This is a genomic window from Tissierella sp. P1 (assembly GCF_002266425.1).
GTDB lineage: Bacteria > Bacillota > Clostridia > Tissierellales > Tissierellaceae > Tissierella > Tissierella carlieri.
The window spans coordinates 63,534-89,066 of record NZ_NPMN01000007.1 but is presented as its reverse complement, the minus strand read 5'-3'; the positions used below and the strand labels follow the sequence as shown (position 1 = coordinate 89,066).

At 30.5% G+C, this 25,533-nt stretch carries 30 protein-coding genes and 2 pseudogenes; all 32 read right to left on the bottom strand.

The window, feature by feature from the left end; translation table 11 throughout:
- The 32 genes and pseudogenes from CIW83_RS06800 to ylqF all read right to left on the bottom strand — a co-directional run bounded on the left by CIW83_RS06800 (position 1) and on the right by ylqF (position 25,508).
- Positions 1–363: a response regulator gene (locus tag CIW83_RS06800; RefSeq protein ID WP_094900090.1), complete on the bottom strand. Its 363-nt coding sequence runs from the start codon at positions 361–363 to the stop codon at positions 1–3.
- A gap of 24 nt (positions 364–387) precedes the next feature.
- Positions 388–1,578 (bottom strand): flagellar motor switch phosphatase FliY, encoded by a 1,191-nt coding sequence (gene fliY, locus CIW83_RS06795; RefSeq protein ID WP_094900089.1) that lies wholly within the window; start codon positions 1,576–1,578, stop codon positions 388–390.
- Complete coding sequence (gene fliM / locus CIW83_RS06790; RefSeq protein ID WP_094900088.1) at positions 1,568–2,566, bottom strand: flagellar motor switch protein FliM; 999 nt, start codon at positions 2,564–2,566, stop codon at positions 1,568–1,570. The genes fliY and fliM overlap by 11 nt, the downstream gene beginning before the upstream one ends.
- Positions 2,567–2,579: 13 nt before the next feature.
- Complete coding sequence (fliL, locus tag CIW83_RS06785) at positions 2,580–2,996, bottom strand: flagellar basal body-associated protein FliL (protein ID WP_094900087.1); 417 nt, start codon at positions 2,994–2,996, stop codon at positions 2,580–2,582.
- A 22-nt stretch (positions 2,997–3,018) separates the two neighbouring features.
- The gene (locus CIW83_RS06780; RefSeq protein ID WP_094900086.1) at positions 3,019–3,735 is read right to left on the bottom strand and encodes a flagellar motor protein MotB; all 717 of its coding nucleotides are present in this window, start codon (positions 3,733–3,735) and stop codon (positions 3,019–3,021) included.
- Positions 3,735–4,523 (bottom strand): motility protein A, encoded by a 789-nt coding sequence (locus CIW83_RS06775; protein ID WP_094900085.1) that lies wholly within the window; start codon positions 4,521–4,523, stop codon positions 3,735–3,737. Before CIW83_RS06775 ends, CIW83_RS06780 begins: the two co-directional genes overlap by 1 nt.
- Before the next feature lie 3 nt (positions 4,524–4,526).
- A complete protein-coding gene (locus CIW83_RS06770) occupies positions 4,527–4,739 on the bottom strand; it encodes a flagellar FlbD family protein (RefSeq protein WP_094900084.1) in 213 nt (70 codons plus the stop codon).
- 56 nt (positions 4,740–4,795) lie between these two features.
- The gene (locus CIW83_RS06765) at positions 4,796–6,172 is read right to left on the bottom strand and encodes a flagellar hook protein FlgE (RefSeq protein WP_094900083.1); all 1,377 of its coding nucleotides are present in this window, start codon (positions 6,170–6,172) and stop codon (positions 4,796–4,798) included.
- A 76-nt stretch (positions 6,173–6,248) separates the two neighbouring features.
- A complete protein-coding gene (locus CIW83_RS06760; protein ID WP_094900082.1) occupies positions 6,249–6,629 on the bottom strand; it encodes a TIGR02530 family flagellar biosynthesis protein in 381 nt (126 codons plus the stop codon).
- Positions 6,630–6,644: 15 nt separating this feature from the next.
- On the bottom strand, positions 6,645–7,091 hold the full coding sequence (locus tag CIW83_RS22720; protein WP_201259710.1) for a flagellar hook assembly protein FlgD: 447 nt from the start codon (positions 7,089–7,091) through the stop codon (positions 6,645–6,647).
- A gap of 14 nt (positions 7,092–7,105) precedes the next feature.
- Positions 7,106–8,425, bottom strand: coding sequence for a flagellar hook-length control protein FliK (locus tag CIW83_RS06750; protein WP_094900081.1), 1,320 nt, complete (start codon positions 8,423–8,425; stop codon positions 7,106–7,108).
- A 13-nt stretch (positions 8,426–8,438) separates the two neighbouring features.
- Positions 8,439–8,870, bottom strand: coding sequence for a hypothetical protein (locus CIW83_RS06745; protein WP_143598530.1), 432 nt, complete (start codon positions 8,868–8,870; stop codon positions 8,439–8,441).
- Entirely contained in the window at positions 8,858–9,679 is an 822-nt protein-coding gene (locus CIW83_RS06740; RefSeq protein ID WP_094900079.1) for a hypothetical protein, read from the bottom strand. The genes CIW83_RS06745 and CIW83_RS06740 overlap by 13 nt, the downstream gene beginning before the upstream one ends.
- Before the next feature lie 10 nt (positions 9,680–9,689).
- Positions 9,690–10,127, bottom strand: coding sequence for a flagellar export protein FliJ (fliJ, locus tag CIW83_RS06735; protein ID WP_094900078.1), 438 nt, complete (start codon positions 10,125–10,127; stop codon positions 9,690–9,692).
- Between the two features lie 25 nt (positions 10,128–10,152).
- Positions 10,153–10,401 (bottom strand): hypothetical protein, encoded by a 249-nt coding sequence (locus CIW83_RS24660; RefSeq protein ID WP_304440617.1) that lies wholly within the window; start codon positions 10,399–10,401, stop codon positions 10,153–10,155.
- A gap of 61 nt (positions 10,402–10,462) precedes the next feature.
- A complete protein-coding gene (locus tag CIW83_RS06730) occupies positions 10,463–11,479 on the bottom strand; it encodes a FliI/YscN family ATPase (protein ID WP_304440616.1) in 1,017 nt (338 codons plus the stop codon).
- A gap of 4 nt (positions 11,480–11,483) precedes the next feature.
- Positions 11,484–12,251, bottom strand: coding sequence for a FliH/SctL family protein (locus CIW83_RS06725; RefSeq protein ID WP_094900077.1), 768 nt, complete (start codon positions 12,249–12,251; stop codon positions 11,484–11,486).
- Complete coding sequence (fliG, locus tag CIW83_RS06720) at positions 12,244–13,248, bottom strand: flagellar motor switch protein FliG (RefSeq protein WP_094900076.1); 1,005 nt, start codon at positions 13,246–13,248, stop codon at positions 12,244–12,246. The genes CIW83_RS06725 and fliG overlap by 8 nt, the downstream gene beginning before the upstream one ends.
- A gap of 12 nt (positions 13,249–13,260) precedes the next feature.
- Positions 13,261–14,778, bottom strand: coding sequence for a flagellar basal-body MS-ring/collar protein FliF (gene fliF / locus CIW83_RS06715; protein ID WP_094900075.1), 1,518 nt, complete (start codon positions 14,776–14,778; stop codon positions 13,261–13,263).
- Positions 14,779–14,803: 25 nt separating this feature from the next.
- Complete coding sequence (fliE, locus tag CIW83_RS06710; protein WP_094900074.1) at positions 14,804–15,100, bottom strand: flagellar hook-basal body complex protein FliE; 297 nt, start codon at positions 15,098–15,100, stop codon at positions 14,804–14,806.
- A 5-nt stretch (positions 15,101–15,105) separates the two neighbouring features.
- Entirely contained in the window at positions 15,106–15,546 is a 441-nt protein-coding gene (gene flgC / locus CIW83_RS06705) for a flagellar basal body rod protein FlgC (protein WP_094900073.1), read from the bottom strand.
- Between the two features lie 2 nt (positions 15,547–15,548).
- Positions 15,549–15,950: a flagellar basal body rod protein FlgB gene (gene flgB, locus CIW83_RS06700; RefSeq protein WP_094900072.1), complete on the bottom strand. Its 402-nt coding sequence runs from the start codon at positions 15,948–15,950 to the stop codon at positions 15,549–15,551.
- Positions 15,951–16,164: 214 nt separating this feature from the next.
- Positions 16,165–16,944 (bottom strand): GTP-sensing pleiotropic transcriptional regulator CodY, encoded by a 780-nt coding sequence (gene codY, locus CIW83_RS06695; RefSeq protein WP_094900071.1) that lies wholly within the window; start codon positions 16,942–16,944, stop codon positions 16,165–16,167.
- A gap of 127 nt (positions 16,945–17,071) precedes the next feature.
- A pseudogene (gene topA / locus CIW83_RS06690) lies at positions 17,072–19,155 on the bottom strand (type I DNA topoisomerase).
- 24 nt (positions 19,156–19,179) lie between these two features.
- Positions 19,180–20,274: a DNA-processing protein DprA gene (gene dprA, locus CIW83_RS06685; RefSeq protein ID WP_094900070.1), complete on the bottom strand. Its 1,095-nt coding sequence runs from the start codon at positions 20,272–20,274 to the stop codon at positions 19,180–19,182.
- Positions 20,275–20,280: 6 nt separating this feature from the next.
- Positions 20,281–21,809: pseudogene (locus CIW83_RS06680) on the bottom strand (YifB family Mg chelatase-like AAA ATPase).
- Between the two features lie 99 nt (positions 21,810–21,908).
- Positions 21,909–22,262: a YraN family protein gene (locus tag CIW83_RS06675; RefSeq protein ID WP_094900069.1), complete on the bottom strand. Its 354-nt coding sequence runs from the start codon at positions 22,260–22,262 to the stop codon at positions 21,909–21,911.
- The gene (locus tag CIW83_RS06670; protein ID WP_094900068.1) at positions 22,252–22,551 is read right to left on the bottom strand and encodes an EscU/YscU/HrcU family type III secretion system export apparatus switch protein; all 300 of its coding nucleotides are present in this window, start codon (positions 22,549–22,551) and stop codon (positions 22,252–22,254) included. Before CIW83_RS06670 ends, CIW83_RS06675 begins: the two co-directional genes overlap by 11 nt.
- 4 nt (positions 22,552–22,555) lie before the next feature.
- On the bottom strand, positions 22,556–22,738 hold the full coding sequence (locus CIW83_RS06665) for a hypothetical protein (RefSeq protein ID WP_094900067.1): 183 nt from the start codon (positions 22,736–22,738) through the stop codon (positions 22,556–22,558).
- Between the two features lie 142 nt (positions 22,739–22,880).
- The gene (locus CIW83_RS06660) at positions 22,881–24,020 is read right to left on the bottom strand and encodes a hypothetical protein (RefSeq protein WP_094900066.1); all 1,140 of its coding nucleotides are present in this window, start codon (positions 24,018–24,020) and stop codon (positions 22,881–22,883) included.
- Positions 24,021–24,039: 19 nt separating this feature from the next.
- Positions 24,040–24,648 (bottom strand): ribonuclease HII, encoded by a 609-nt coding sequence (locus tag CIW83_RS06655; RefSeq protein WP_094900065.1) that lies wholly within the window; start codon positions 24,646–24,648, stop codon positions 24,040–24,042.
- 11 nt (positions 24,649–24,659) lie between these two features.
- Positions 24,660–25,508, bottom strand: a complete 849-nt coding sequence (gene ylqF / locus CIW83_RS06650; protein WP_094900064.1) for a ribosome biogenesis GTPase YlqF — start codon at positions 25,506–25,508, stop codon at positions 24,660–24,662.
- Positions 25,509–25,533: the final 25 nt, after the last annotated feature.

Genomic DNA, 25,533 nt, shown 5'->3' with positions numbered 1-25,533 from the left:
TTAGCTCAAAACCTTTTTCACAGCTTCTACAACCCTATCAGCTTGGAATGGTTTAACAATAAAGTCTTTTGCCCCAGCTTGTATTGCTTCTATTACCATAGCTTGCTGACCCATCGCCGAACACATTACAATTTTTGCATTACCATTTATTTTTTTAATCTCCTTTACCGCTTGAATTCCATCCATTTCAGGCATAGTAATATCCATTATAACTAAGTCTGGATTCAACTCTTTATATTTTTCTATAGCCTTTACTCCATTTTCAGCTTCTCCTAATATCGTAAAACCATTTTTTGATAAAATATCTTTTATCATCATTCTCATGAAAGATGCATCATCTACTACTAAAATTCCATTTGACATTTAAAAAACCTCCTGTTTTGACTATTAAATGATTTTTCTATTTGAATTTTCAATCTCTGTTACCCTAACTCCAAAATTATCATCAATAACTACAACTTCTCCCTTAGCAATATACTTACCATTAGCGTAAATATTCAGAGATTCTCCAACTAGCTTGTCCAGTTCTACAACAGTTCCCTGTCCAAATTCTAATATTTCGCTAATTTTCTTGTGTGTCCTACCTAATTCTACTGTTATTTCAACAGGAATATCTCCTACTAAATCAATAGACTCATTATTATGAGATAAGTTAAAAGAGGTATCAAAACTTTGGAATTCAGGTTTTTTAACTATAACTTTTTCTTCATTAATCTTGCTAACATTATTATAATTGATATTCTCAGTTCTCGCAACATCCCTTGTTAGGGTTTGAGAAACATTATAGGATTCTTGATTTATTGATTTTGTTGGAACTTCAATATGATCTTCAGCATAATTCATTGACTGAACAGGGGTTTGTTCCTCCATTGTCAACTCGTTAGTATTGTGAGAAGACCCCATTAATTTGTCAACCATAGACTTCCCAAATTCGATTGGAATTAGCTGCATTATATTACTATCAATTAAGTCACCTATGACCATTTTAAAGGATATCTTAATAATAGGTAAAGATGAATTTAATAAGTCAATTGTATTTTTTCCTTCAGCGAAAGTTATTTCTATAGATTTAGGGGGTTCTATATCTATTTTTCTCATAAACATTTCAGACAGTGAAGTTGAAGCAGACCCCATCATTTGATTCATAGCTTCACTAACAGCACTTAAATCAAGCTCTGTTAATTCTCTTCCTGTATCAAAACTATCTTTGCCCATCATAAGATCTGTAATTATTTTAGTATCATCAGTATTAAGTATTAAAATATTTGAACCCTCTAAACCAGCTTTATAACTAACATCTATGGCTACAAAAGGTAATTTATAATCATCTGCTAGTTCATCAGCAGTCGTTATAGTTACTTTAGGAGTAGTTATGTTTACCTTTCTGTTTAATAAGGTAGATAAAGTTGTTGCTGCTGTCCCCATACTAATATTTCCTATTTCCCCTAAAGCATCTATTTCTATATCTGATAACAATTCTTCATGATCATCCTCATAAAATTCAACCATATGCCCATCATCTGCTCCACCTCTCAATAGAGCATCTATTTCTTCCTGAGATAACATATCACTTGCCATTTATCATTTCACCTTCCTTTAGAACTTCAACTATTTTTATAGCCATTTTTCTATTAATTACACCTATTTCGCCCTTAAATTTCACATTAGATCCAATTTTAATTGGAATTTTATTATCTTCATTATTTTCTAGTTTAATAACATCACCAGGAAGTAAGTTTAATATATCTCTTACTGCAATTTTGGTAGATCCTAATTCTGCAACCATTGGAATTCTAGTTTGCAATATCCTATCTCTAATTGCCTTTAATTCTTCTTTAGAATGTTCTTTTGTAGAAGTCGTAAACCAAAATTTTGTATTCAATTTATCCAGTACAGGCTCCAATAATATATATGGAATACAAATATTCATCATTCCTTCTATAGATCCGACTTCTATGCTCATAGTTATTAATGCAATAGTTTCATTAGGTGGAACTATTTGAGCAAATTGTGGATTAGTTTCAATTTTCTCTAATATCGGCTTTAATTCTATGACGTTGCTCCAGGCTTCTTTGATATCACCTACTATCTTATGCATCATGGTTCTTAAAAGAGATAGCTCAATTTCTGTGAAACTTCTCATTTCCTGCTTTCCAATGCCATCTCCTCCCAAGAGTCTATCAATTACTGTATAAATAATATTAGTAGAAATATCTATTAATATTTGCCCATCTAGAGGTTTGAAATCTATAATAGTTAAGAATGCTGGATTAGATAAAGCATTGCTAAACTCACTATATGCAAATTGATCTACAGTTAATATATTTATCTTAACAGGTGCTCTAAGATAACCGGTTAAGAAAGTTTGCATATGTCTTGCAAAATTTTCATGAATAACTTCTAATGTCCTTAATTGATCTTTAGAAATTTTTTGAGGATTTCTAAAATCATACTTCCTCGTTTTCTTAGAGTTATCAACTTCTTGAATTTCCTCAACATCCACCTCACCGGAGCTAAGTGCATTGAGAAGGGCATCAATTTCAGATTGTGACATTACTTCAGACAATAGAATCCCTCCTCTACTGAATTATAAAATCATTAAAATACACATTAATTATACTTTCATCGTTAAATAATTCTACCATATTAGTTTTTATTTGATTTTGTAAGTTAATTTGTCCTTCTTTTCCTCGCAATTCTTCCTCTGTTAAATTAGTTATTATTTTATTGACATCATCCCTAATAAGAAATTGTTTTTCAGTTAGAGTTGTAAGAGTGTCTTCATTAATAGTTTCTAAAGTAATTTTTATTTTTAATATTCTCTTACTATCTTTAATATTACAATAAAGATCTTCTAATGTTATGGAATAAGTCTCAATTTTTTTTACCTTTTTTTCTCCAGAGTTATTTGAAAAGAAAAATATGCCTACAGCTATACCAGCGATTAATGACAACAACAAAACAATAATTACTATTAAAATCGTATTTTTAGACATATTATCACCCCATTTTATTTTACTATGGTTCTAATTCTTCATAAGAATCCCTTAATATAACAATATCTACTCTTCTATTTTTAGCTTTATTTTCAGGTGTATCATTTGGTGCAATTGATCTATAGTAACTATACCCAGAAGAAGATACTCTATTTCCCTCTATATTTTCAGTTTCAACTAAGTACCTTAATACATTTGTTGCTCTAGCAGATGACAATTCCCAATTCGTAGGAAACTTAGGTGATCTCAGAATTGGGTCTGAGTCGGTATGTCCCTCAACTTTAATTTGTCTCTTTGAAAATTCATCTCTATTCAATATTTCCGCAACAGATTTTAAAATTTCTATAGATCCCGGCTTTATATCTGCACTTCCAGAATCAAAAAGTATATTTTCCAAAAATCTAACAACCAAACCTCTTTCTTCTGGCTTGATAATAATTTTTTCTTCTAATCCTAATGTTTCCGTATATTCTTCTAGATCTTTCAAAAGGCTAAGAAGTTCTTCATCTAAATCATCTTCAAAAGATTCTATTGGAAACTCCAATGTAGTTCCTCCATCTAAAACACCTGAACCACCTTGAAAACTTGCCATTATACTTCGAAATTTTTCGGCATCTACGTTAGAAAAAGAATATAGAAGAATAAAGAAACACAATAATAATGTAACCAAATCACTATAAGTAGTTAGCCATTCAGGTGCTCCTCCACTTGATTCCTCTTGTCTCCTTCGTCTAGCCACTATGCTTCCTCCTTCCCAAGTTGTTCCTTTTTAATAGAACCTCTCATTTCAGGTGGAATAAAAGTCTTTAACTTTTCTTCAATTATTCTAGGATTTTCTCCTGCTTGAATTGATAGTAATCCCTCTATCATCAATTCTTTAATTAATACTTCTGACTTACTTCTCACATTTAGTTTTTTAGCTAATGGCAAAAATATAACATTTGCTAGAAAGGAACCATAAAAAGTAGTTATCAATGCTACAGACATATTTGGCCCTATTGCTTTTGGATCATCCATCTTTTGAAGCATGTTTATCAATCCTATTAGAGTACCTAGCATACCAAATGCAGGAGCGAATGAACCCATAGCCTCTAAAGTTCCTTGTCCTTGTCCATGTCTTTCTTCCAAAAACATAAGCTCAGTTTCAAGTATATTTCTAACAAGATCTGGATCAGTTCCATCTACAATCAACATAATTCCTTTTTTTAAAAACTCATCATCTAGTTTAGAGCCATATTCTTCTAGAGAAAGTAAGCCTTCTTTCCTAGCAATATTAGCCAGCTTTATTATATCTTCAATTATCTCATTAGCTGATGTAGCTTTGTATAAAAATGCTTTTTGAAAAACTTTTCCTATTTTAACTATATCCTTCAATGGATATGCCAGAAAAGTAGCGGCTACAGTACCACCCAGTGTAATTACAATTGAAGCAAAATCATAATAATCCCACAAACTTCCTGACTCTAAAATTCCCCAAACTGTAAATCCAATCCCTAAAAGCAAACCTACTATTGTTGCAATATCCAATCCCTACACCTCGTTTCCATCATGTCTTCTTTCGAATGCATGTATCCTTGCCTTATATTTAATTACTTTATCTACTATTTCATCAACAGAGTCAGAAACTACAATCTTATGACCATTTGTAAGTGTAATAACAGTGTCTGGAGTGGCTTCTATGTAAAGTATAAGTTCACTATTTACTACAAATTCTTTGTCATTTAATCGTTTTACTTTTATCATAATTATCCCACCTTTTTTTTGAATAGGGTAGAAAAAATCTACCCTATTCAATTAGATTATCTCTTCATGTTAACTAGTTCTTGCAGCATTTCATCTGAAGTTGTTATAATTCTTGAATTTGCTTGGAATCCCCTTTGTGTAGTTATCATTTCAGTAAACTCAAGAGATATATCTACATTAGACATCTCAAGATTTCCTGGGCTTATTGCTCCAAAGCCACTAACACCTGCACCACCGAATTGTGGTTCACCAGAGTTTCTTGTATCTCCAAAGAAGTTACTTCCTAGCTTTTGAAGTCCCATAGGATTGTCAAACTTAGCAAGCATAATTTGACCTAATGCTTTTCTTTCACCATTAGTAAATGTACCCGTAATTATTCCTTTATCATCTATAAAGAATCCTTCTAGAGTACCAGATGTATTACCATTTTTTGCTTTAGGTTTAACATCCATTTCATTTGCATATTGAGTCAAGTCCTTAAAAGTGCTATCATCATCTGGATCAAATAATTTTATTTCTTTAAATGTACCAGAGGGAGTAACTGCTGCAGGAAGTTCAACATCATCTTTATTATGTGTAAAAGCAATACCACTTAAATCCAGCTTCACATTTGCTATCTCCCCATCAGCATCACCAACTGTAGTTAACTTTCCATCACTATTAAATTTCAAAGAAAGAGCATCAAGTACATTATTTGGATATTCCACATAATTCTTTGTACCTTGATCTGTTATTCTCTTAACTACCATTTCCCATCCATTACCATCTGCCTGACTTTCTGTTACTTTTTTTAATTCAAAGGTTATTTTATAGGAATTTCCAAGTGAATCTTTTATCTCAGTGTCTATAAGATGTCCTTTTTTATTTGGATCAGCTGGGTCAATTAATTCAGTATTAGAATTTAAATTACCTTCAAAGCAAATTAACTCTGTTGCAGTAGGTGCTTTCGTTGCAGATCTATTAATCCTAATATTAGTTACATCTGTTAATATATTTCCATCTGAATCTGCACCATATCCTAATACCTTAAATCCATCTGCTGTTACCAAGTTACCATCTCTATCTAAAGTAAAGTTTCCCGCTCTTGTGTAATATCTATTGTTGAAGTTTACATCATCAGATACTACAAAGAAACCTTCCCCATCTATCATTAAATCTGTAGGGTTATCTGTTCTTTGACCTGGTCCCTTGGTATGAATAGTGCTGATCGAACCTAGTGCTGCACCCATACCTATTTGCTGAGGATTTGTACCACCTTTGCCACCAGTTGGAGCACTAGCACCTCTTACAACTTGACTAAACACTTCTTGAAATGTAACTTGTCCCTTTTTAAATCCTACGGTATTAACATTTGCTATGTTATTACCGATTGTATCCATCTTACCTTGATGTATTCTCAAGCCTGATACGGCTGAGTACATTGACCTCATCATATTTCATTCCTCCATTTTATCGGGCAGTTATAGACCATCTGTCAGTCCGGTCTATATAGCTTCCTACAAGGTCCAGCTATATTATTACTGCTCCGTCAATATTCGTAAATATATTATCTTTTAATTGCTCTTTGTTAACTGTCGTAATTATTATTTTATTCTGGACATTAGCTATAAAAGCCTTATCATCCATTAAGATTAAAGCATCTTTTACTCCTCTGCTTTCAGCTTTATAAAAAGCTGATTTTAACCTATTCATTTCATCTAAACTTAAACTTACATCCCTACTATTTAATCTTTCAGTTGCGTGTTTTGAAAACTTAATTTCTTCATCTTTGTTTTGAATTTTTTCTAATATTTGCCCAAAGTCTTTATTTGAGTTAAATTGTTTTTTTTCAATTGATTTTGATGAATTAATCAACCGGTTTTCAAGTTGCCTGATATCTATTTTACTCATAAAAACAACTCCATATTAATCTTCTATTGTGTTATCTCCTTCTGTATTCTTTCCACCACCGTCATCTACTGGATCGTTTTCCTCTGGATCCTTTATTTCTGGTTCTTTGCCTATATAGGCCTCCATTGCTTTTCTTATATTTGTAATTTCCTTAAGGATCTCAACATTAGCTTGTATTTGATTCAAATTCATCATATCTAATGCATCAAGAGTCTCTTTAGATTTATCAGCAAATACTTTATTTAAGTTTTGCATCTGTTCTAATGAACTAAACTGTGCTAACTGTGCAATAAATTCTCTATCCTCCATTGGGTTAAGAGGATCCTGATTAGCTAGCTGTGTAGTCAATAATCTTAAAAAAGCATCTTTATCTAAATCATTATTTCGTTTATCTTCTTTTATTTGGTTTTCATAGTCTTTAAATTTATAAATATACTCTGTATAATTCTTATTTACCTCCATTTTTTTCCTCCTCCCTAAGCGAATAAATTTAAGTTGTTTTCTAAATATGCTTCATTAGCATTGATTCCATTCTCTATAGGCTGTTCACCATATAGCTTTATAGTCTTATTTTCTTGAGATTTAATCTTTATTTTTTTGTTATTCTGTTTAAAACTAAATTGTCCAGAGTTATGTTTGTCAAAATCACTATTGTTTCCTACAAAAACTTCAACTGTCTTAATCTCCAACCCTGTATCTTTTATTCCTTCTTTAAGCTGTATTAAGTTTCCTTCGATAATTTCCTTAGTTCTTTGATTGTCAACCATAATCTTAGCTGTAACTGCACCTTTAACCACTTCAATGTTCATAGTCATTTCACCCAGCACTTCTGGTTTCAATCTAACCCTTATTTCATTTTTAGTATTAGATAAATCAATTTTAATCTTTTCAACTATTTGTTCTATTACTTCTTTGTGATTTATTGTGTCAGGCTTATCTAATTCCACAGTGTCATCTTTTATAAACTTAATACCATCTTTATCCATGGAAATAAAAAATTCATCATTAACTTCTATATCTGTATCTGTCTTTTCCACTTCATTAGTATCTAAATTATGTTCAAACAAAGATGTTTTGGAATTATTCTTTTGTTCTGAGCTAAACTCCATTTTCTTATCCAAGGATTCAATATAAGATGAATTTTTTTCATTAGTTGGAGATATTTTATCATTTTTTTCTTCATCAGTTTTGTTCTGTAAGGCTTTAGAATTTGGATTAAATTCTTTATTATCCAATTTGCTCTCTCCTACATTCTCATTTATATCTTTAGTTACATAAGCTAAATTAGATTCCTTAATATTGATCTCTTTATTGTTTTCATCTTTTTTTATCATTGAATCAATGTTTTTGTCTTCTAAAAGTATTTCATCAGTTTCATCCTCTGTCTCTAAAATATATTCTAGATTTTGCTCCGGGATTAGAGTCTCAGAGCTATCAACAGCATCTAACTCCACTTCTTCACTACCTTTAGAATCATCTTCTATATCAGAAATATTATTAAAAAAATACATCATATTTCCATATACTAAGGAATAATCGCTCTTCTCATCATTATCTTCTATCGGCTCCGAATCGATATCCTTATTTTCATTCAGAACCTCATCCTTTTTAGATATGGTATTTTTATTATCTTCATTAGATTTTAAAGTATTTTGAGAAGAATCTTTACTATTAATCTTTTTATTTAGAGATTCAAATGTAGAGGAAAAATCCTTGCTTTTTGGCAAATCGCTTTTACTGCTCAATTCAGTATTTAATTTAATAGGTCTTTTAAAATCAACAACTATAGTTTCCACTTATTCACCTCCTTCAATTGTTATTTTTCGGCTTAGCTAAAAGCCTTGTAATTTGTGAAGCCTTGTCTGGCTCCATAAAATCTAAAACCTTTGATAAGGTTTGATTTTTCATTTGTGACAATACATCAATAATAATACTACTATCAGACAATTCATAAACCTCTTCAGAACTTAATTCAAAAGATGTTATAGTATCATTATTTTTAATCATCTGTTCCACAATCTTAGCTACTTTATCAGGCGACATTTTTTCATAAATGGCCACTAAATCTTTTACTTTATTACCGTATTCATTTAAAAACTCCATAGCTTTACTTATATCACCAGTAATATTAGTATCTGAATTTGTCAATTTTTCTTCACGCATTATTGATGCAAACAGGTCTTCTATGAATTTTTCATCTTTTATATTAGATAATAGTTCAGCTGACTTTAGCACTGACAAATTTTTATAAATAATTCCAGCTTATATAATGAATAGTTATTGGTATTACCTATTGCATCTATCGCTACATCTATTGGTTTTGTTTCATATACTTTAGCTATATCTATTAAAGTATTTACCTCGTTTGTCTTTTCATAAATAATAGCTTCTACTAACATCTTTTTGTCTTCTTTAAAGGTATCTAATATATAATTTCTTATGTCAGAGTCTATATAGTAAAGTACCTCACCTAATTTATCTGTTTTGATTTCAGCTAAAATCTTTAAAAATTCTCTGTCTGAAAATCTTTTTTCTGTCTCCAATAATGAAGTCATAATATCTTGCTTCTCAACTCTAGATACTTCTGATAAAAATCTTTCTTTTTCTTCTTTTTGTGCATCATCATAAAGTGAAAACAATAAATCTTTTCTTAGCTCCATATTTCGTATTTTAAGTACTATTTCTTCTGTTTTAGGTATCGAAATAGAATTCATCACCCTAAGAATATCAATATAAAGCTTTTCATCATCTTTTTTTATTATATACATTTTATCAGCAGCTGTATTTGCGTCTAGATTTATAAAATAACTAGATAAATAATCTATCTTCTCACTTTTTTCTACCTCTGTTGGATAATTCCTAAAATGCTCACCTACGCTTCCAGGCATTTTTGATAGTAGGTTGTTTACATCATTTTTAAAATTTTTATTAGTATTATAAATAAGGCCAACAATAGCTAAAGGAATAGCTATTAGACTAATAAGTAATATAATTACTATCTTAGATAATTTATTGTCCTTTTTATTTTTTTCTGTATTGGCTATTTCCATAGATCTGCCCCTATTTTTGGGTAGTACTATTAAATGTAACTATTCCATCAACAATTTTTTCTTCATTCTTTTTAATTTCTGAAAGAAATTCATTATAGTCATTTTCCTTTAATTTCTCAAATACCTTTTTTTCCTTCACTGCAACTAGTAATTCTTCTTTTGTTTTCTCAAGTTCCTCTTTTATATCAGCAATTATGCTCTCTTGTTTCTTTATATTAGAAGATATATCTTGTAAATAATTATTATATAGTTTTAAATTACCAACACTAGTATTTTTAGTGGATTCATTTTTTTTAGTCAGCAAATTTTCTTTATGAATATTATAATTCAGTAGTTTCTCTTCTTCATCATTAAGCCTTCTATTAACATCTCCATACTGAGCTTTTTTCAGGTTCTCTATGTTTTCTTTATAGCCTAGAACCTTTTCTAATCTAAAACTATAACCCATCAATTGAATTTACCCCCATTGCTATCTAGTTCATTTTATTGATAATATTCTCCATCGCCTCTATTGTCTCCTGAAAAGTTGAAGTTTTATAGGTTTCCTGTTTTAAGAAATTTTCTATATCCTCCATCAAATCAATTGCTGTGTCGATTTTTTTATTTGACCCTCTTTTATATGCTCCAATATTTATTAAATCTTCAGCTTCTTGATATACAGCCATAATATCCTTTATATAATTGGCAATTTTAATATGTTCTCTACTTGATATATTTGGCATTACCCTACTGATACTAGCAAGAACATCTATGGCAGGATAGTGGGTAGCATTTGCAAGCTTTCTAGATAAAACAATATGTCCATCTAAGATTCCCCTTGGCAGTGTCAGTTACAGGCTCAGTTAAATCATCCCCATCTACTAGTACAGTGTAAAGGCCTGTAATAGTACCCTTATCTGAAGCCCCTGTTCTTTCCAATAATCTTGGCATAGTTGCAAAAACAGAAGGTGTATATCCTCTAGTAACAGGTGGTTCTCCAATTGCTAAACCTATTTCACGTTGAGCCATAGCAAATCTTGTTAATGAATCCATCAACAGCATTACATTTAATCCCTTATCTCTAAAATATTCTGCTATAGCAGTAGTAACCATCGCTCCCTTTACCCTTATTAAAGCAGGTTGGTCTGAAGTTACAACAACCACTACAGATTTTTTTAGGCCTTCCTCTGTTAGGTCATTTTGGATAAACTCATTAACTTCCCTTCCACGTTCTCCGATTAAACCTATAACATTGACATCAGCTGTACTATTTCGTGAAATCATACCCATTAAAGTACTTTTTCCTACTCCTGAACCTGCAAATATACCAACTCTTTGCCCTTTACCACAGGTCAACAAGCCATCAATTGCTCTAACTCCTACGGACAAAGGTTCTTTTATGACCATTCTATCTAATGGACTTGGTGGAGCATTAGATACTGGATAATATTTATTTGATTTAATTGGACCTAATCCATCAATTGGATTGCCTAGTCCATCTAGAACTCTCCCAATTAAATCTTCTCCTACATTTACCCTAAGAGTTTTACCACTTCCAACAACTACACTACCACTAGCAATTCCCTCCATTTCACCTAGGGGCATAAGAAGTATTTTATCCTCTTTAAACCCAACAACTTCAGATAAAATTGGTTTATTGCTCCCATAAGGGTATATGTAGCATAGTTCTCCAATAGTAGCCATTGGTCCATTAGACTCAATAGTGAGTCCCGTAACCTTTGTTATCTTGCCAGTATATTTAACAAATCTTTTTTCTTTTATAGCCTCAATATATTTCTTTATATTAATTGTATTTTCCATATCATCACTCATTATTTAATATTGTTGTCAGTAATTCTCTAACTTCATCTAATTGGTTTTTAAGACTTACATCAATATTTCCCTTAGAGGTTTCTAAAATACAATCACCTTTTTCTAAAGAAATATCATATTTAATATCAAGTTGAGAAATCATACTTGCTTTGGCTAATATTTCATCCTTAGCCATTTCTAAGATATTATAATCTTCTTTAGAAGTAATAATAGTTAACTTATCTGTTAAATCCAAACTATTAATTCCATTTAAAACTAAAGAAACTATCATATCAGTATCTTCTTCATTTTTTTTATTTATTACCTTTTCATAAATGCTTGTAACTAATTCAATAATATCTGCTTCTAGCTCTTTTAACATACTTTCTTTTTTTGATAGATATCCGTTTTTTATTTCCAAAGCTTTTTCTATTAGGGCGTCAGCTTTAATTTTCCCTTCATTATAACCTACTTTATACCCTTCATCATGACCTTCGTCATAACCTTTTTTATAACCTTCTTCTTTAGATTGTTCTAAAACTTCCTTGGATCTAATATAAGCAGAGCTTATCATGGATTCTTTTTGAGTCTCAGCATCTTCTATTATTCTTGCTGATTCTTTTTTAGCATCATCAATTATTTTTTCATATTCATCTTTTGCCTCATCTCTTGCTTTTTCAATAATTGATTCCATAAGTTTTTCATGTTCATTATCTGAGTCTTTCGATAAATGCACTGGCTCTGTCTCTACTACTCTAAAGGATTTAATAACACTAGACAATTATCTCATCTCCTCCTCTAGGAGTAATTATTTCCCCATCATCTTCTAGCTTTCTAATAATATTAACTATATTTTGTTGTGCATCTTCTATATCTCTAATACGCACAGGACCCATGAATTCTATATCTTCTTTTATCATTTCAACTAAACGTTTTGACATGTTAGCAAATATAAGGTCCTTAACTTCTTCACTTGCACCCTTAAGGGCAATAGCCCATTGAGAGTTATCAATCTCTCTAATAATTCTTTGGATACTTCTATTATCAAGGGTAATAATATCTTCAAATACAAACATCCTTCTTCTAATCTCTTCACTTAATTCTGCATCACTAATATCAAGATCTTCCATTATATGTTTTTCTGTTCCTCTATCTACAGAGTTTAAAATATCTACTACTGCTTGAATTCCGCCAGTAGTTGTATAATCCTGTGCTAAAATATTTGAGAATTTACTCTCTAAAATATCTTCTATTTCTCTTACAACCTCTGGAGACGTTCTATCCATTATTGCTATTCTTCTAGTAACATCTGATTGCTTTTCCAATGGTAAAGATGAAAGAATTTGCGCTGCCTGTGAAGATCCCAAATAAGATAATATTAATGCTATTGTTTGTGGGTGCTCATTTTGTATGTAATTTAAAAGCTGATTTGGATCAGCCTTTCTTATAAACTCAAACGGCCTCACATGTAATGAAGATGTTAATTTATTAATTATATCTATGGCCTTATCAGATCCTAAAGCTCTTTCTAATACATCTTTAGCATAGTTAATACCGCCTTCAGATATATACTCTTGAGCTAAGCATATTTGATAAAATTCCTCAATTACCGTTTGCTTCTCCTCAGGAGAAACCATTCTCATATTTGCAATTTGCAATGTTAACTCTTCTATTTCTTCTTCATTTAGATGTTTAAATATCTCAGCAGATTTTTGAGGTCCTAATGCAATTAGTAATATTGCTACCTTCTCTTTCCCACTAAATTGTCTCTTAGACATATTAACTCGCTCCTATTCATTTAACCAATTTCTAAGCAACTGAGCAACTGAATCAGGCTTCTTTTCAATAAATTTATCAATTTGAGCCTTCATTTTTGATTCTTCTGCATCAAAGTCAAGGTCCGCAACTTCTAATTCAATTGAAGATCTCTCTTCCAACATTCTTTCTAATTCATCAGTAGCAGATTTTTTAGCTTTTAACCTCATATAAATAATTATTGCTAATATTAGTAACACTAATAAAATAATACCAATATATAACCAATTATTTGACTTTCCTTGAAGAATATTAGTATCTACTGCTTGTTTATTAAAGCTCACTGCCTTTACTTGTACTTGCTTAGTGTCTAAACCAGTTGCTGCAAATATTAAATCAGAAAATTCCTTTTCTCTTTCTGGAGTCATTTCACCATCTACCAAAGCATCCTTATTAATCAGTACTGCTACAGTAACACTTTCTACTTGACCTGGTGTCTTTCTAATTTCTTTATTTATCTCATTTAGCTCATTATTTATTATTCTACTTACTTTATCATATCTACTAGAGCCATCGTCAACCATTTGATAATCTTCTACATTGGTGTCAGTTCCTGGAATTCCACCTGTAGCACCACCTACCATATGCTCCTCTACTTCTTCAAGGGAACGAATAAGCCCCTCTTCATTTCCTTCAATAGGCGGAGAAAATTCTACTATTGTAGTATTTTCTATATCCATGTTAATTTTTACACTTGACATAACATCAACATTTCCCAATCCAACGATATTCTCTAGAAATTTCTTTATACTATCGTTAATTCTAGTTTCTAGATTATGTTTCACTGCAAATTGATCAGCTGCAAAAACATCATTTTCATTTTCTTCTTCTAAAAGTCTTCCCTCATCATCAACTACCCTAACATTTTCTGGATCTATATTTATTGGACCTGATATAAGATGCTTTATAGCTTTTACTTTTTCTCCTGATAATTTCCCACCACTATCTTTTACAATAAATACGGAAGCAGTAGTTTTATCATCATCATTATTATTTAAAATGAAGTTTGTTGTTTCTTTTTCAGCTATATATACCTCTGCACTATGGATTCCATCGATTTCAGATATGGTAGATGCTAATTCACTTTGTAAAGCTAACTTCATCCTTTGCTTCTTATCATAATCTGTCATTGTCCAACTACTATCATTAAAAGCATCCATATATGTGTATCCTTCTTTGGGTAAACCATAGGTAGCCAATTCTATTTTAATACGATTTTTACTTTCAGCTGGCACCAAAATGCTTTTCTGGTCATCTCCGGTTTTCCAAGGAGTACCCATTTCATCTAGCTTAGTAGTTATTTGTCCCATATCTTTTAAACTTAAATCACCATATAGTACCTCATATTTGGTACGTGTCAATGTAAGAATAAGTGCAGTTACAGCAAAAATGATAAACAAGCTAATAAGCACTAGTCTAATTTTCTTCTTTTTATCCATCTCTTTCCAATATTCAGTTAGTTGTAGACTTACTTTATGTATTGATTCCTGCACCGTTGCACCTCTTCCCTATGGATTACTAAATTTGAATTCTCATAATTTCCTTATAAGCCTCTACAACTTTACTTCTTATACTCATAACAACTTGTAGAGCAGTATCTGCCTTATCTGCAGCTATGGTTAGATCATGGAGGTTGTCCAATTCTCCTACAGCTAATAATTTTTTATATTCTGTACTTTCTAATTGCATTTCATTAACCTGATTTAAGGCATTTGTTAAAAAGTTACTAAAGCTCTTTTCTTCTTTTGAATCAAGTAATTTCTTTTCGCCAATCTCGGCAAGGCTTTTATACCCATCAATTCTGTTTACATTCATATATCTTACCTCCTACCAATTTCCAAAGCCTTCATAAGCATTGACTTGGATGCATTCATGGCTGTTATATTAGCATCATAGGAACGCTGTGCACTAATTAGGTCAACCATTTCTTTTATAGTGTCGACATTTGGCATTTTAACATAACCATTTTCATCAGCATCAGGATGCCCTGGTTCATAGACAAGTTTAAAAGGTGATTCATCTTCGACGATTTTACTAATCTTAACACCTTTTCCCTCAAATTTATTAGTTTGCCTACTTAGATATTCTGAAAAAGGTGTTGATTTATTTTCTTCAAAAACAACCATTTGTCTTCTATATGGCATTCCACCTGTGCTTCGAGTGGTACTTGCATTAGCCATGTTCTTAGCTATAATATCAATTCTTGTTTTTTCTGCAGTTAAAGCAGTTGCTGATACATTTATTGAATTAAAAATACTCATAATTACTTGCTCCCTTCAGCGATAACATTTTTTATTTTATCAAACTCACCTATTACTTGCTTGATTAAAGTGTCATACATAATATTATTTATAGCTAGATTAGCTGATTCTGTATCACTGTTCACATTATTTCCATCTAATCTATAGGATGTGGATTTATCTTCCATAACCCTAGGAGCAAAATGGCTTGTCCCAGAACCAATATGCTTTTCATGAGTTTTCATTAAATTGATTCTGCTATTCTGAACTGATTGTTTTAATTGATCTTCAAATGTAACTACTTTTCTTTTATAATTAGGCGTATTTTCATTTGCAATATTATTTGTTATTGCTTTATGTCGTTCCCAAGTTCCATCTAAAGCCTTTTTATAAAAGTCCACATTGTTATAAATACCCCTTAACATATAGTTCACCTCTTACTATTCTAGTATCTCTATATTACCCTATTTTATAAGAATTTTCTACATAATAATTAGAAAAACCTTATAAAACGATAAATATCTTCTTTTTTAATATTACATATTTTAACATTTTATTGCAAGTAAAAATTACGTTAATTAACTAAATCACCCTAAAGTCCCATAGACCAAAGTCCCATAAAAAAGAATAGTAAATTTACTATTCTTTTGATTTTAGAAGCTCTTCTATTAATTTATCATTTAAGATTTTAATATGTGTTCCTTTCATTCCTAAAGATCTAGATTCTATAACTCCTGCACTTTCAAATTTCCTCAAGGCATTTACAATAACAGATCTTGTTATACCAACTCTATCAGCAATTTTACTCGCAACAAGTAAGCCTTCATTACCTTCTAGTTCACTAAAAATATGTTCCATTGCTTCTAACTCAGAATAAGATAAAGTTCCTATAGCCATTTGAACAATGGATTTCTTTCTAGCCTCCTCCTCTATTTCTTCTGATTTAGCTCTTAGTATTTCCATTCCTACTATAGTTGCACTATATTCAGCTAGTACAAGATCATCTTCAGTAAATTCTTTTCCAAAGCGAGCTAAAACTAAAGTTCCTAATCTTTTTCCCCCACTATTTATTGGAATTACAGTTGCAATTTTATCTGGATAAGGGCATTCTGATACCTGGTCAAAAACACAATCGGTAACTTCCCGCATATTTTCATTTGTTTCATTATATCTCAACAATTCTTCATTGTATTTTTTAGGAAATCTTTTTTCTTTGACTATTTCAGCTTGAACTATATCACAATCAAATCCTCCTGATAATTCGTATCCTAAAACTTTCCCACTAGTACTAGCTATATAGACATTAGCATCAAGTATATCACTAAGTATTTCACTTAAATCTGAAAAAGACACAGCTCTAGAGCCATATCCCTGCAACGTCTTGTTTAGTTTTCTAGTTCTTTGTAATAAACTTTCCATATATACATCCTCCTTAAAATAAACTCAATTTATTATCTATAAGATTTTAAATCGATTGTTTTTTACATTTAACTACATATACAATTCTACTACAAAAAAATAAAAATGTACAGAAAATTTTAATTATTTATACTTTTTTGACTTCCATGTATTCACATTCCTTGCTTATGCATTTAATTATTTTTTCTTTCTTATTTCTCTTTATTACCATTACTCCTCCACATTGTGGACATTTCTCCTCTATAGGCTCATCCCATGATACAAAATCACAATTTGGATAATTACTACATCCATAGAAAACCCTACCTTTTTTTGATTTCCTTTTTACAAGATTCCCATCACATTTAGGGCATTTAACATTAAGTTCATCTACAATTGCTTTAGTATTCTTGCATTCAGGATATCCAGGACATGCTAAAAATTTTCCAAATCTTCCATGTTTAATCACCATATTTTTACCACATTTCTCACAAATTACATCGGAAATTTCATCTTGTATTTCAATCTCTTTGATTTCTTCTTCAGCCTTTTTTAAAAATAGGTCGAAATCCTTATAAAAACTTTCGACAACTTTGACCCAAGGTAAATCTCCTTCAGCAATTTCATCAAGTTTCTCTTCTAATTCAGCTGTAAACTCTTCATTTACTATGTCCTTGAAATATTCTATAAGTAAATCATTAACTAATATTCCTAATTCTGTAGGCACAAAAGATTTTTTATCAAAAACGACATAATCTCTTGCTAATATAGTCGCTATGGTAGGTGCAAATGTACTTGGCCTACCAATTCCCAATTCTTCCAAAGTCTTAATAAGAGATGCTTCTGTATACCTAGCAGGCGGTTGAGTAAAATGTTGATTTGGATTAATATCCTTTAATTTTAACTTATCACCTATTACAAGCAGTGGAATTTGCATATCCTTTTCTTCTTCATCTGTAGTAGTATATATCTTTAGGAAACCATCAAACATTAGCTTTGAGCCACTAGATTTAAATAAAATATTATTACTTTCTATTGTAACAGAAATTGTGTTGTAAATAGCTGGAGTCATTTGTGAACCTAAAAATCTTTCCCAAATCATTTTATATAACTTAAATTGTTCCGATGTTAGAGAATCTTTAATTAAACTTGGAGATCTAGTAATACTTGTAGGTCTAATTCCTTCATGAGCATCCTGTGAATCCTTCTTTGATTTATTAATAAAATCTTTCCCACCATCAGTATATTTCTCACCAAAATGTTCTTTAATATATAAATTAGCTGCTTGGATAGCTTCTTTGGAAATTCTTGTAGAATCGGTTCTCATATAAGTAATTAAACCTACAGAGCCCTCACCCTTAATATCGATTCCTTCATATAATTGTTGAGCTATAATCATAGTTTTTTTAGTAGAAAATCCAAGTTTTTTTGAAGCATCTTGTTGTAATGTACTTGTAGTATACGGTGGATAGGGATTTCTTTTTTTTGTCCCATTTTTTACATTACTAACTGTAAAACTATTATTATCAACTTTTTTTAATATATCATCTACATCAGACTTTGTCTTTAATTGGATTTTTGTTTCCTTACCATTTATATTTTCTCCATAAAAATTAGCCTCAAATTTCTCTTTATCTTTTTCTAGTTTTACCTTTATACTCCAATATTCTTCAGGTATAAAATTTTGAATTTCATTCTCTCTATTACAAATTAATTTAACAGCAACAGATTGTACTCTTCCTGCACTTAAACCTTTTCTGATTTTTCTCCATAACAAAGGACTAATTTTATAACCAACAAGTCTATCTAATATTCTTCTAGCCTGCTGTGCATCAACTAAGCTTAAATCTATTGCTCTAGGTTTCTTAATAGCATTTGTTATAGCATCTTTAGTTATCTCATTAAATTCTACCCTTACTTTTTCTTTTTCATCTATCCCTAAAATATGAGCCAAATGCCAAGAAATTGCCTCCCCTTCTCTATCAGGTCAGTAGCAAGAAATATCTTCTTTGATTTTTTAGCCACCTCTTTTAAATCCTTAATTACAGGACCTTTACCTCTTATCGTTATATATTTAGGCTCAAATTGTTTATCTATATCAATTCCTAAACTACTCTTTGGTAAATCTCTTATATGCCCTACAGAAGCTACAACTTTATAATTTTTCCCTAAGAATCTTTCAATAGTTTTTGCTTTAGCTGGGGACTCAACTATTACTAAGTTTTTTTGCAATATTTACACCTCCACTAAATAAATCTAACAAATGGTAAATACTCTACCAGATAGTTCTTTAACTGAACCCTTTAATTCTAAAACTGTTAGTATACTATTTAAAGTAACTATATCTATGCCCATTTTATATGCAATAGTATCTGAATGTAAAGGTCCTTCTTCTAAAAACTTGATTATTTTAATTTCTGTTTCACTATAATTTGAATAATCTAAACCATCTTTTTTACTTAATATTAATTTTTCTTGCAGTTCATTAATTTCTTCAATTATATCATCTATTTCTAAAAGCGGCTTTGCTCCATCTTTAATTAGTTTATTTGTTCCACCACTAAATATACTATTAATATTACCAGGCAATGCAAAAATATCCTTTCCTTGCTCTAATGCATGATGGGCAGTAATCAGTGACCCTGATTTTTCCTGGGCTTCAATTACTATAACTCCCATAGATAATCCAGATATTATTCTATTCCTTTGTGGAAAATTAAAAGCCAAAGGAGGAGTTCCCAGAGGAAACTCAGAAACTATGCCGCCATTTTTTTCTATGTCATTATATAAAAATAAATTTTTCTTTGGATAAACAATATCAATGCCATTGCCTAAAACGCCAATTGTTCTAGTTCCATTATCTAAAGCTGTTTTATGTGCAATTGTATCTATACCTGAAGCCAACCCACTAATAATTGTTACTCCTAAATTTGCTAATTCTTTAGTGAATTTTTCACAAGCCCATTTACCATATGCTGTTGCTTTTCTAGAACCTACTATGGCAATTGCAACCCTGTCTTCTTCGATTATATTACCCTTAACATAAATCACTCTTGGATTATCATTAATATATCTCAATCTAGTAGGATAGTTTTCGTCGTATATAGTAATAACATGAACATTCTCTTTCTCTATATTATCAAATAATCTTTTTATATATTCATTGTTTCGATTATATATGAGTTTTTCTCTTACTTCATTATTTAGATTTTTTATAAAACTAAATTGATTACTATTAAGTTCCCATAAATCTCTTATATCATTAAAATGATCAATAATCTTCCCCATATTAACATTTCCTACTCCCAAACTACTTAACCAAATAAGAATATCCCTTTGAGTAATATTCAAATCCTTCTACCCCCAATATTTATCATCTAAAGTTCTATATCTAATAGCTTCCAAAATATGTTTATCCTGAATAACTTCTTCCCCATCTAAATCTGCAATAGTTCTAGATACCTTCAGCAATTTATTATAAGTTCTACCGCTAAATTTGTATTTTTTGAAAGCTTGATTCATTATATTCTCAGAGCTATTAGTAAGCTTACAATACTTTTTTATATCTTTGTTGGGTATTTGCGAATTATTAAATATCTTCTGGTTTCTATATCGATTAATTTGAATATCTCTTGCCTTTCTTACTCTTTCTCTAATAATTAAAGATGACTCTTCTTCCCTATCTCCTTTCAAATCGTTATATTCTACAGGTGATACCTCAATATGAATATCAATTCTATCAAGTAATGGATTACTAATTTTACCTAGATATCTATCAATACTAGCTTGAGAACATGTACATTCATGTAGGGGATCTCCGAAATAACCACAAGGACAAGGATTCATACTTGCCACTAACATAAACTTAGCAGGATATGACAAGCTTGCATTTGCTCTTGAAATAGTAACGATTCCATCCTCTAATGGTTGACGTAGCACTTCTAATACATTTTTCGAAAATTCGGGGAGCTCATCTAAGAATAAAACACCATTATTTGCCAATGAAACTTCTCCAGGTTTTGGAATTCTGCCACCACCAATTAAAGATATAGCAGAAGCAGTGTGATGAGGAGCCTAAATGGGCGCTCTTTAATTAAAGAATTAGACTGTAATAGTCCTGAAACACTATAGATTTTGGTCACTTCTATTGCTTCTTCAAATGATAGTTTAGGTAATATTGTGGGCAGTCGTCTTGCAGCCATAGTCTTCCCGGCACCAGGAGGTCCTATAATAATCAAATTATGAGAACCTGCGGCAGCTACCTCCAAGGCTCTCTTAAGACCAATTTGCCCTTTTATATCTGCAAAGTCTAAAAGATACTCACTATTCTCAGTATTAAACTCATTTAATTCTCTAATATATGGATCTATGTATAAATCATTATTGAGAAAATCAACCGCATTATTTAGGCTTCTTACGGGTATTATTTCCATGTCCTCTATAACACTACATTCTTCTTTATTATCATAAGGAACTATGCATCTTGAAACATTTAATTCTCTCATTGAAATAACCATCGGTAATGCCCCTTGAACTGGATTTATCTTTCCTTCTAAGGACAGTTCTCCTATAAAAATTGTATTATCCATGTTTTTTTCTATTATAACACCAGAAGATTTCAAAATACCTATAGCAATTGCTAAATCTATTTGAGAGCCTTCTTTTTTCAGGTTAGCTGGAGCTAAATTAATAGTGATTCTGCTAAGAGGAAATTCATATCCACTATTCTTGATTGCCGCCCTCACTCTTTCCTTAGATTCTTTTATAGATGTATCAGGTAATCCTACTATATTAAATACTGGCAAACCTCTAGATAAATCGGCTTCAACCTCAACGATACTACCATTGAGTCCTTGAAGTACACAAGTATTAATTTTTGAATACATAATAAACCCCTTTTCCCCATTTAATTTATCCCTTTATCCCATCAATAGTTTACTTTATTACCTAGGCAATAGTGAAAATTTTCAATTTTCCAATCATTATCAACAAAAAGCATTTTCTATATGATTTATTTTTATATTCGGTGTTAAATATACTTCTATTATGTCATATCTTATCTGATACGACATTAATCTTTTTTGATTTAGATATAGATAAGAGCAATAAATAATCTTCTCCTGTTTCCTTCTATTAACTGCTTCATAAGCATATCCAAAATTTGTACTTGTCCTTGATTTAACCTCGATAAAAACCAATGTATTTTTATCTAAAGCAATTATATCTATTTCTCCAACTTTATTTCTATAATTTAAATCTAAAATATTATATCCTTTTAAAATAAGGTGCTCTTTAGCAATCAATTCACCCTTTTTTCCCTTTTTTATATTATTTCCCATAATTTCTTCCTCTTTGTGTATCTAAATTATAGATATAAAAGATTATCTCTGCAACAGCATCATATAACTCTTCAGGTATTTCTTCATCTATTTCCAATCCAATAAGGCTTTCTACTAAGTTTTCATCTTTATAAATAGTTATATCTTCCTCTAATCCCTTTTCAATTATTTTATTTGCAACAAATCCTTCACCTTTAGCGATGACTTTTGGTGCTACATCATTAGTTTCATAAGATAATGCAACTGCCTTACTTGTTGTTTTTTTAACTAAATCTTTTCCTTTATCCATGGGATTACACCTTCAAATCTAAAATATAAATTGGATTTGGATTAGAAACCATGGTATCAATTATTTGAATATCATTATCTAATACAAAATCAATCTTGTCTAGACTATAACCTATTAATGAAATTTTTTCAACTAATTGTTTTTCTGTTGATTTAAATAATTCTAAATCTTCACTTTTTATATTCATTCTTATAGATAAGGAATTAGATATAAGCTGGCAAGAAACCTTAATATTTCCTAGATTATGTGTTTCTACATTTATATAAATATTCGTTCTTTCATTATAGTTTTTTCGTTTTTTACTCTCTTTTATAAAAGTTAATATACCATCAAGTTGTTTTTTGTCTATTGCTAATAGGCAAAAATATAAAAGATAGGTCTCTATTCATGTCTCTAAAAAAATCTATTTTGTTATTTAAGCTTTTAAGATCTTCCTTCAATTTCAAATCTGTTATATTATCTAAATTGCGAATATTCTTTTGTAAATCAATAAGCTTTTCATCTCTATTTGAAATTATATATCTTTTATTAATGTTTTCATTATCATCAGACAATATTTTATTTAATTCATTAAATTCAGGTTTATTTATCATTTTATCTATTAGTTTTAATTCATTTATAAACTCTATAGGATTTTTATTGAACTCTTGAAAGTTTTTTATGTTATTAAGTGAGGGTTTAATATTGTTCTTTAAAAAGAAACTAATTATTTTAATATATTCATCTTCTCTATCTATATCTACTTGGTTTCCTAGAAATTCTTTTACCAGCTGAGTTACATCCTCACTTCCCTCATAATCATCTTTAGGAATAACTAACAAAGATTTTATATCTACTTTTTCTGATGGAACATACTTCTCTAAAGCATTATCTCCAGTTAATGATGCTTTCTTTGTTTCTAAATCTATAGTAAAATTTTCTTTATGGACTTCTATTTTATCCAATTCTATTTTTCCTAATATAGAATCTTTCTCTACAGTAGGGGAATTAACTTGAATAACCTTTTCTCCATCTTCTAAATTAGATAATTGAAATAACTTTTCTAAGATTTTTATCCCATCTGTTAAATTTTGCTCAGTTATAGGTGCATTATATTTCATTAGATTTTCTACAATTCCAATTGATAATTTAGTTTCTTTTATATTAATACTCTTAAGCAAATGGGATATAGGATTGTTTTCTTTATAATCCTTAGATAATTGTACTTCTGGAAGTTTGTCTTTGATTAAAGGCTTTAGGATAATCTCATTATTATCCACTGATTCTACTAGAAAGGATATTTCATCATTTACAGCGATCTTTACATTGGAATCTAATTTAGCTTGAATTGTTCCATGCCCCTTGATATCAATAAGTATTAGATTATCTATTAATTCTAACACCTCCCCCTTAAAAGAATATCCTTCTTTGAATATTCCTTCCCTATTGTCTAATATAAATTTATTTAATAAAAGATTCTCAATTCTCAATAAAATCACCCTTTATAATCTACTTTAATATATTTTTTAAAAATGTTATTCTATGTATAGGTGATGGACCTAACTCTTTAATAAGCTCTCTATGTTCTTTAGTTCCATAGCCTTTATGTTTTTTCAAATTATATCCGTGAAATTCCTTATCCCATTCTATGCATAATCTATCTCTAAACACTTTAGCAACGATGGATGCACAAGCTATACCATGAGATCTATCATCCCCCTTTATAATAGATTCTTGTGGTATCTTCAGATCAATCTTTTCTGCATCAATAAGTAAAAAATCTGGATAAATTTTATTTCCATCTCTATCCTGCAAATTTTCTACTGCTATCTTCATAGCTAAGAGAGTAGCTTTTTTTATATTAATTTTATCTATTATATTGGAATTTACTCTGCCTATACCACATGCAATTGAATTAGATAAAATTTCATCATATAAAACTTCACGTTTTTTTTCGGAAAGTTTTTTAGAATCCTTTACCCCATTAATTATTAAATCTTTAGGCATTATTACTGCACAGGCAACCACATCTCCAGCTAAGCATCCTCTACCTACTTCATCTATGCAAGCAACATTATCAAATCCTAATTGCCAAATATTGTTTTCAATCTCTAACACGGTAACATCTCCTATTCTTTAGGGAATTCAAGTGTTATATTCCCAATTACACCTTTTCTGAATTCATCTAGAACAATATTACTAACCTTTGTATAATCTATTTCTCCACCTTTAATGATACATCCTCTTCGTCTGCCAATTTCCTCCATTATTTCTAAATATGATTTACCCTCTATTTCAATATTATAACGATTATTTAAAAGATTTGGAAAATAATTGGCAAGTCTTTCCACTAATCTAAGAGCTAAGGTTTCTATATCTAATATTTCATCCTTTATTGCGCCCGTAAAGGCAAGATTTAAACCTACATCTGGATCTTCAAACTTTGGCCATAATATACCTGGTGTATCTAATAATTCTAAATTTCCCTTAGTTTTAATCCATTGATTAGATTTTGTGACACCTGGCTTATTCCCAGTTTTTGCTCCTTTTCTGCCGGAAAGGGAATTGATTAAAGTTGATTTTCCTACATTTGGTATTCCTAAAATCATAGCTCTTGTGGGTCTACTTATTACACCACGCTTCTCATAGGCTTTTCTTTTTTCATCTGTAAGACTATAAGAAATTTCTAGCAATCTATCTATGCCTTTCCCACTTAATGCATCTAGACAGACTGAAGAGATGTTTTTTTTCAAAAAATATTCTTGCCATATCTTATTTCCATGGGAGTTAGCTAAATCTGATTTATTCAATATAATTACTCTAGGCTTTTCTCCAACTATTGAATCTATAACAGGATTCTGACTACTTGCGGGTATTCTAGCATCAATTAATTCAAAAACAATATCTACCATTGTAAGAGATTTTTGTATGGATTCTCTTGTTTTCTTCATATGCCCTGGATACCAGTTAATATTCATGATTTCACCACCTAAATAAAATTGG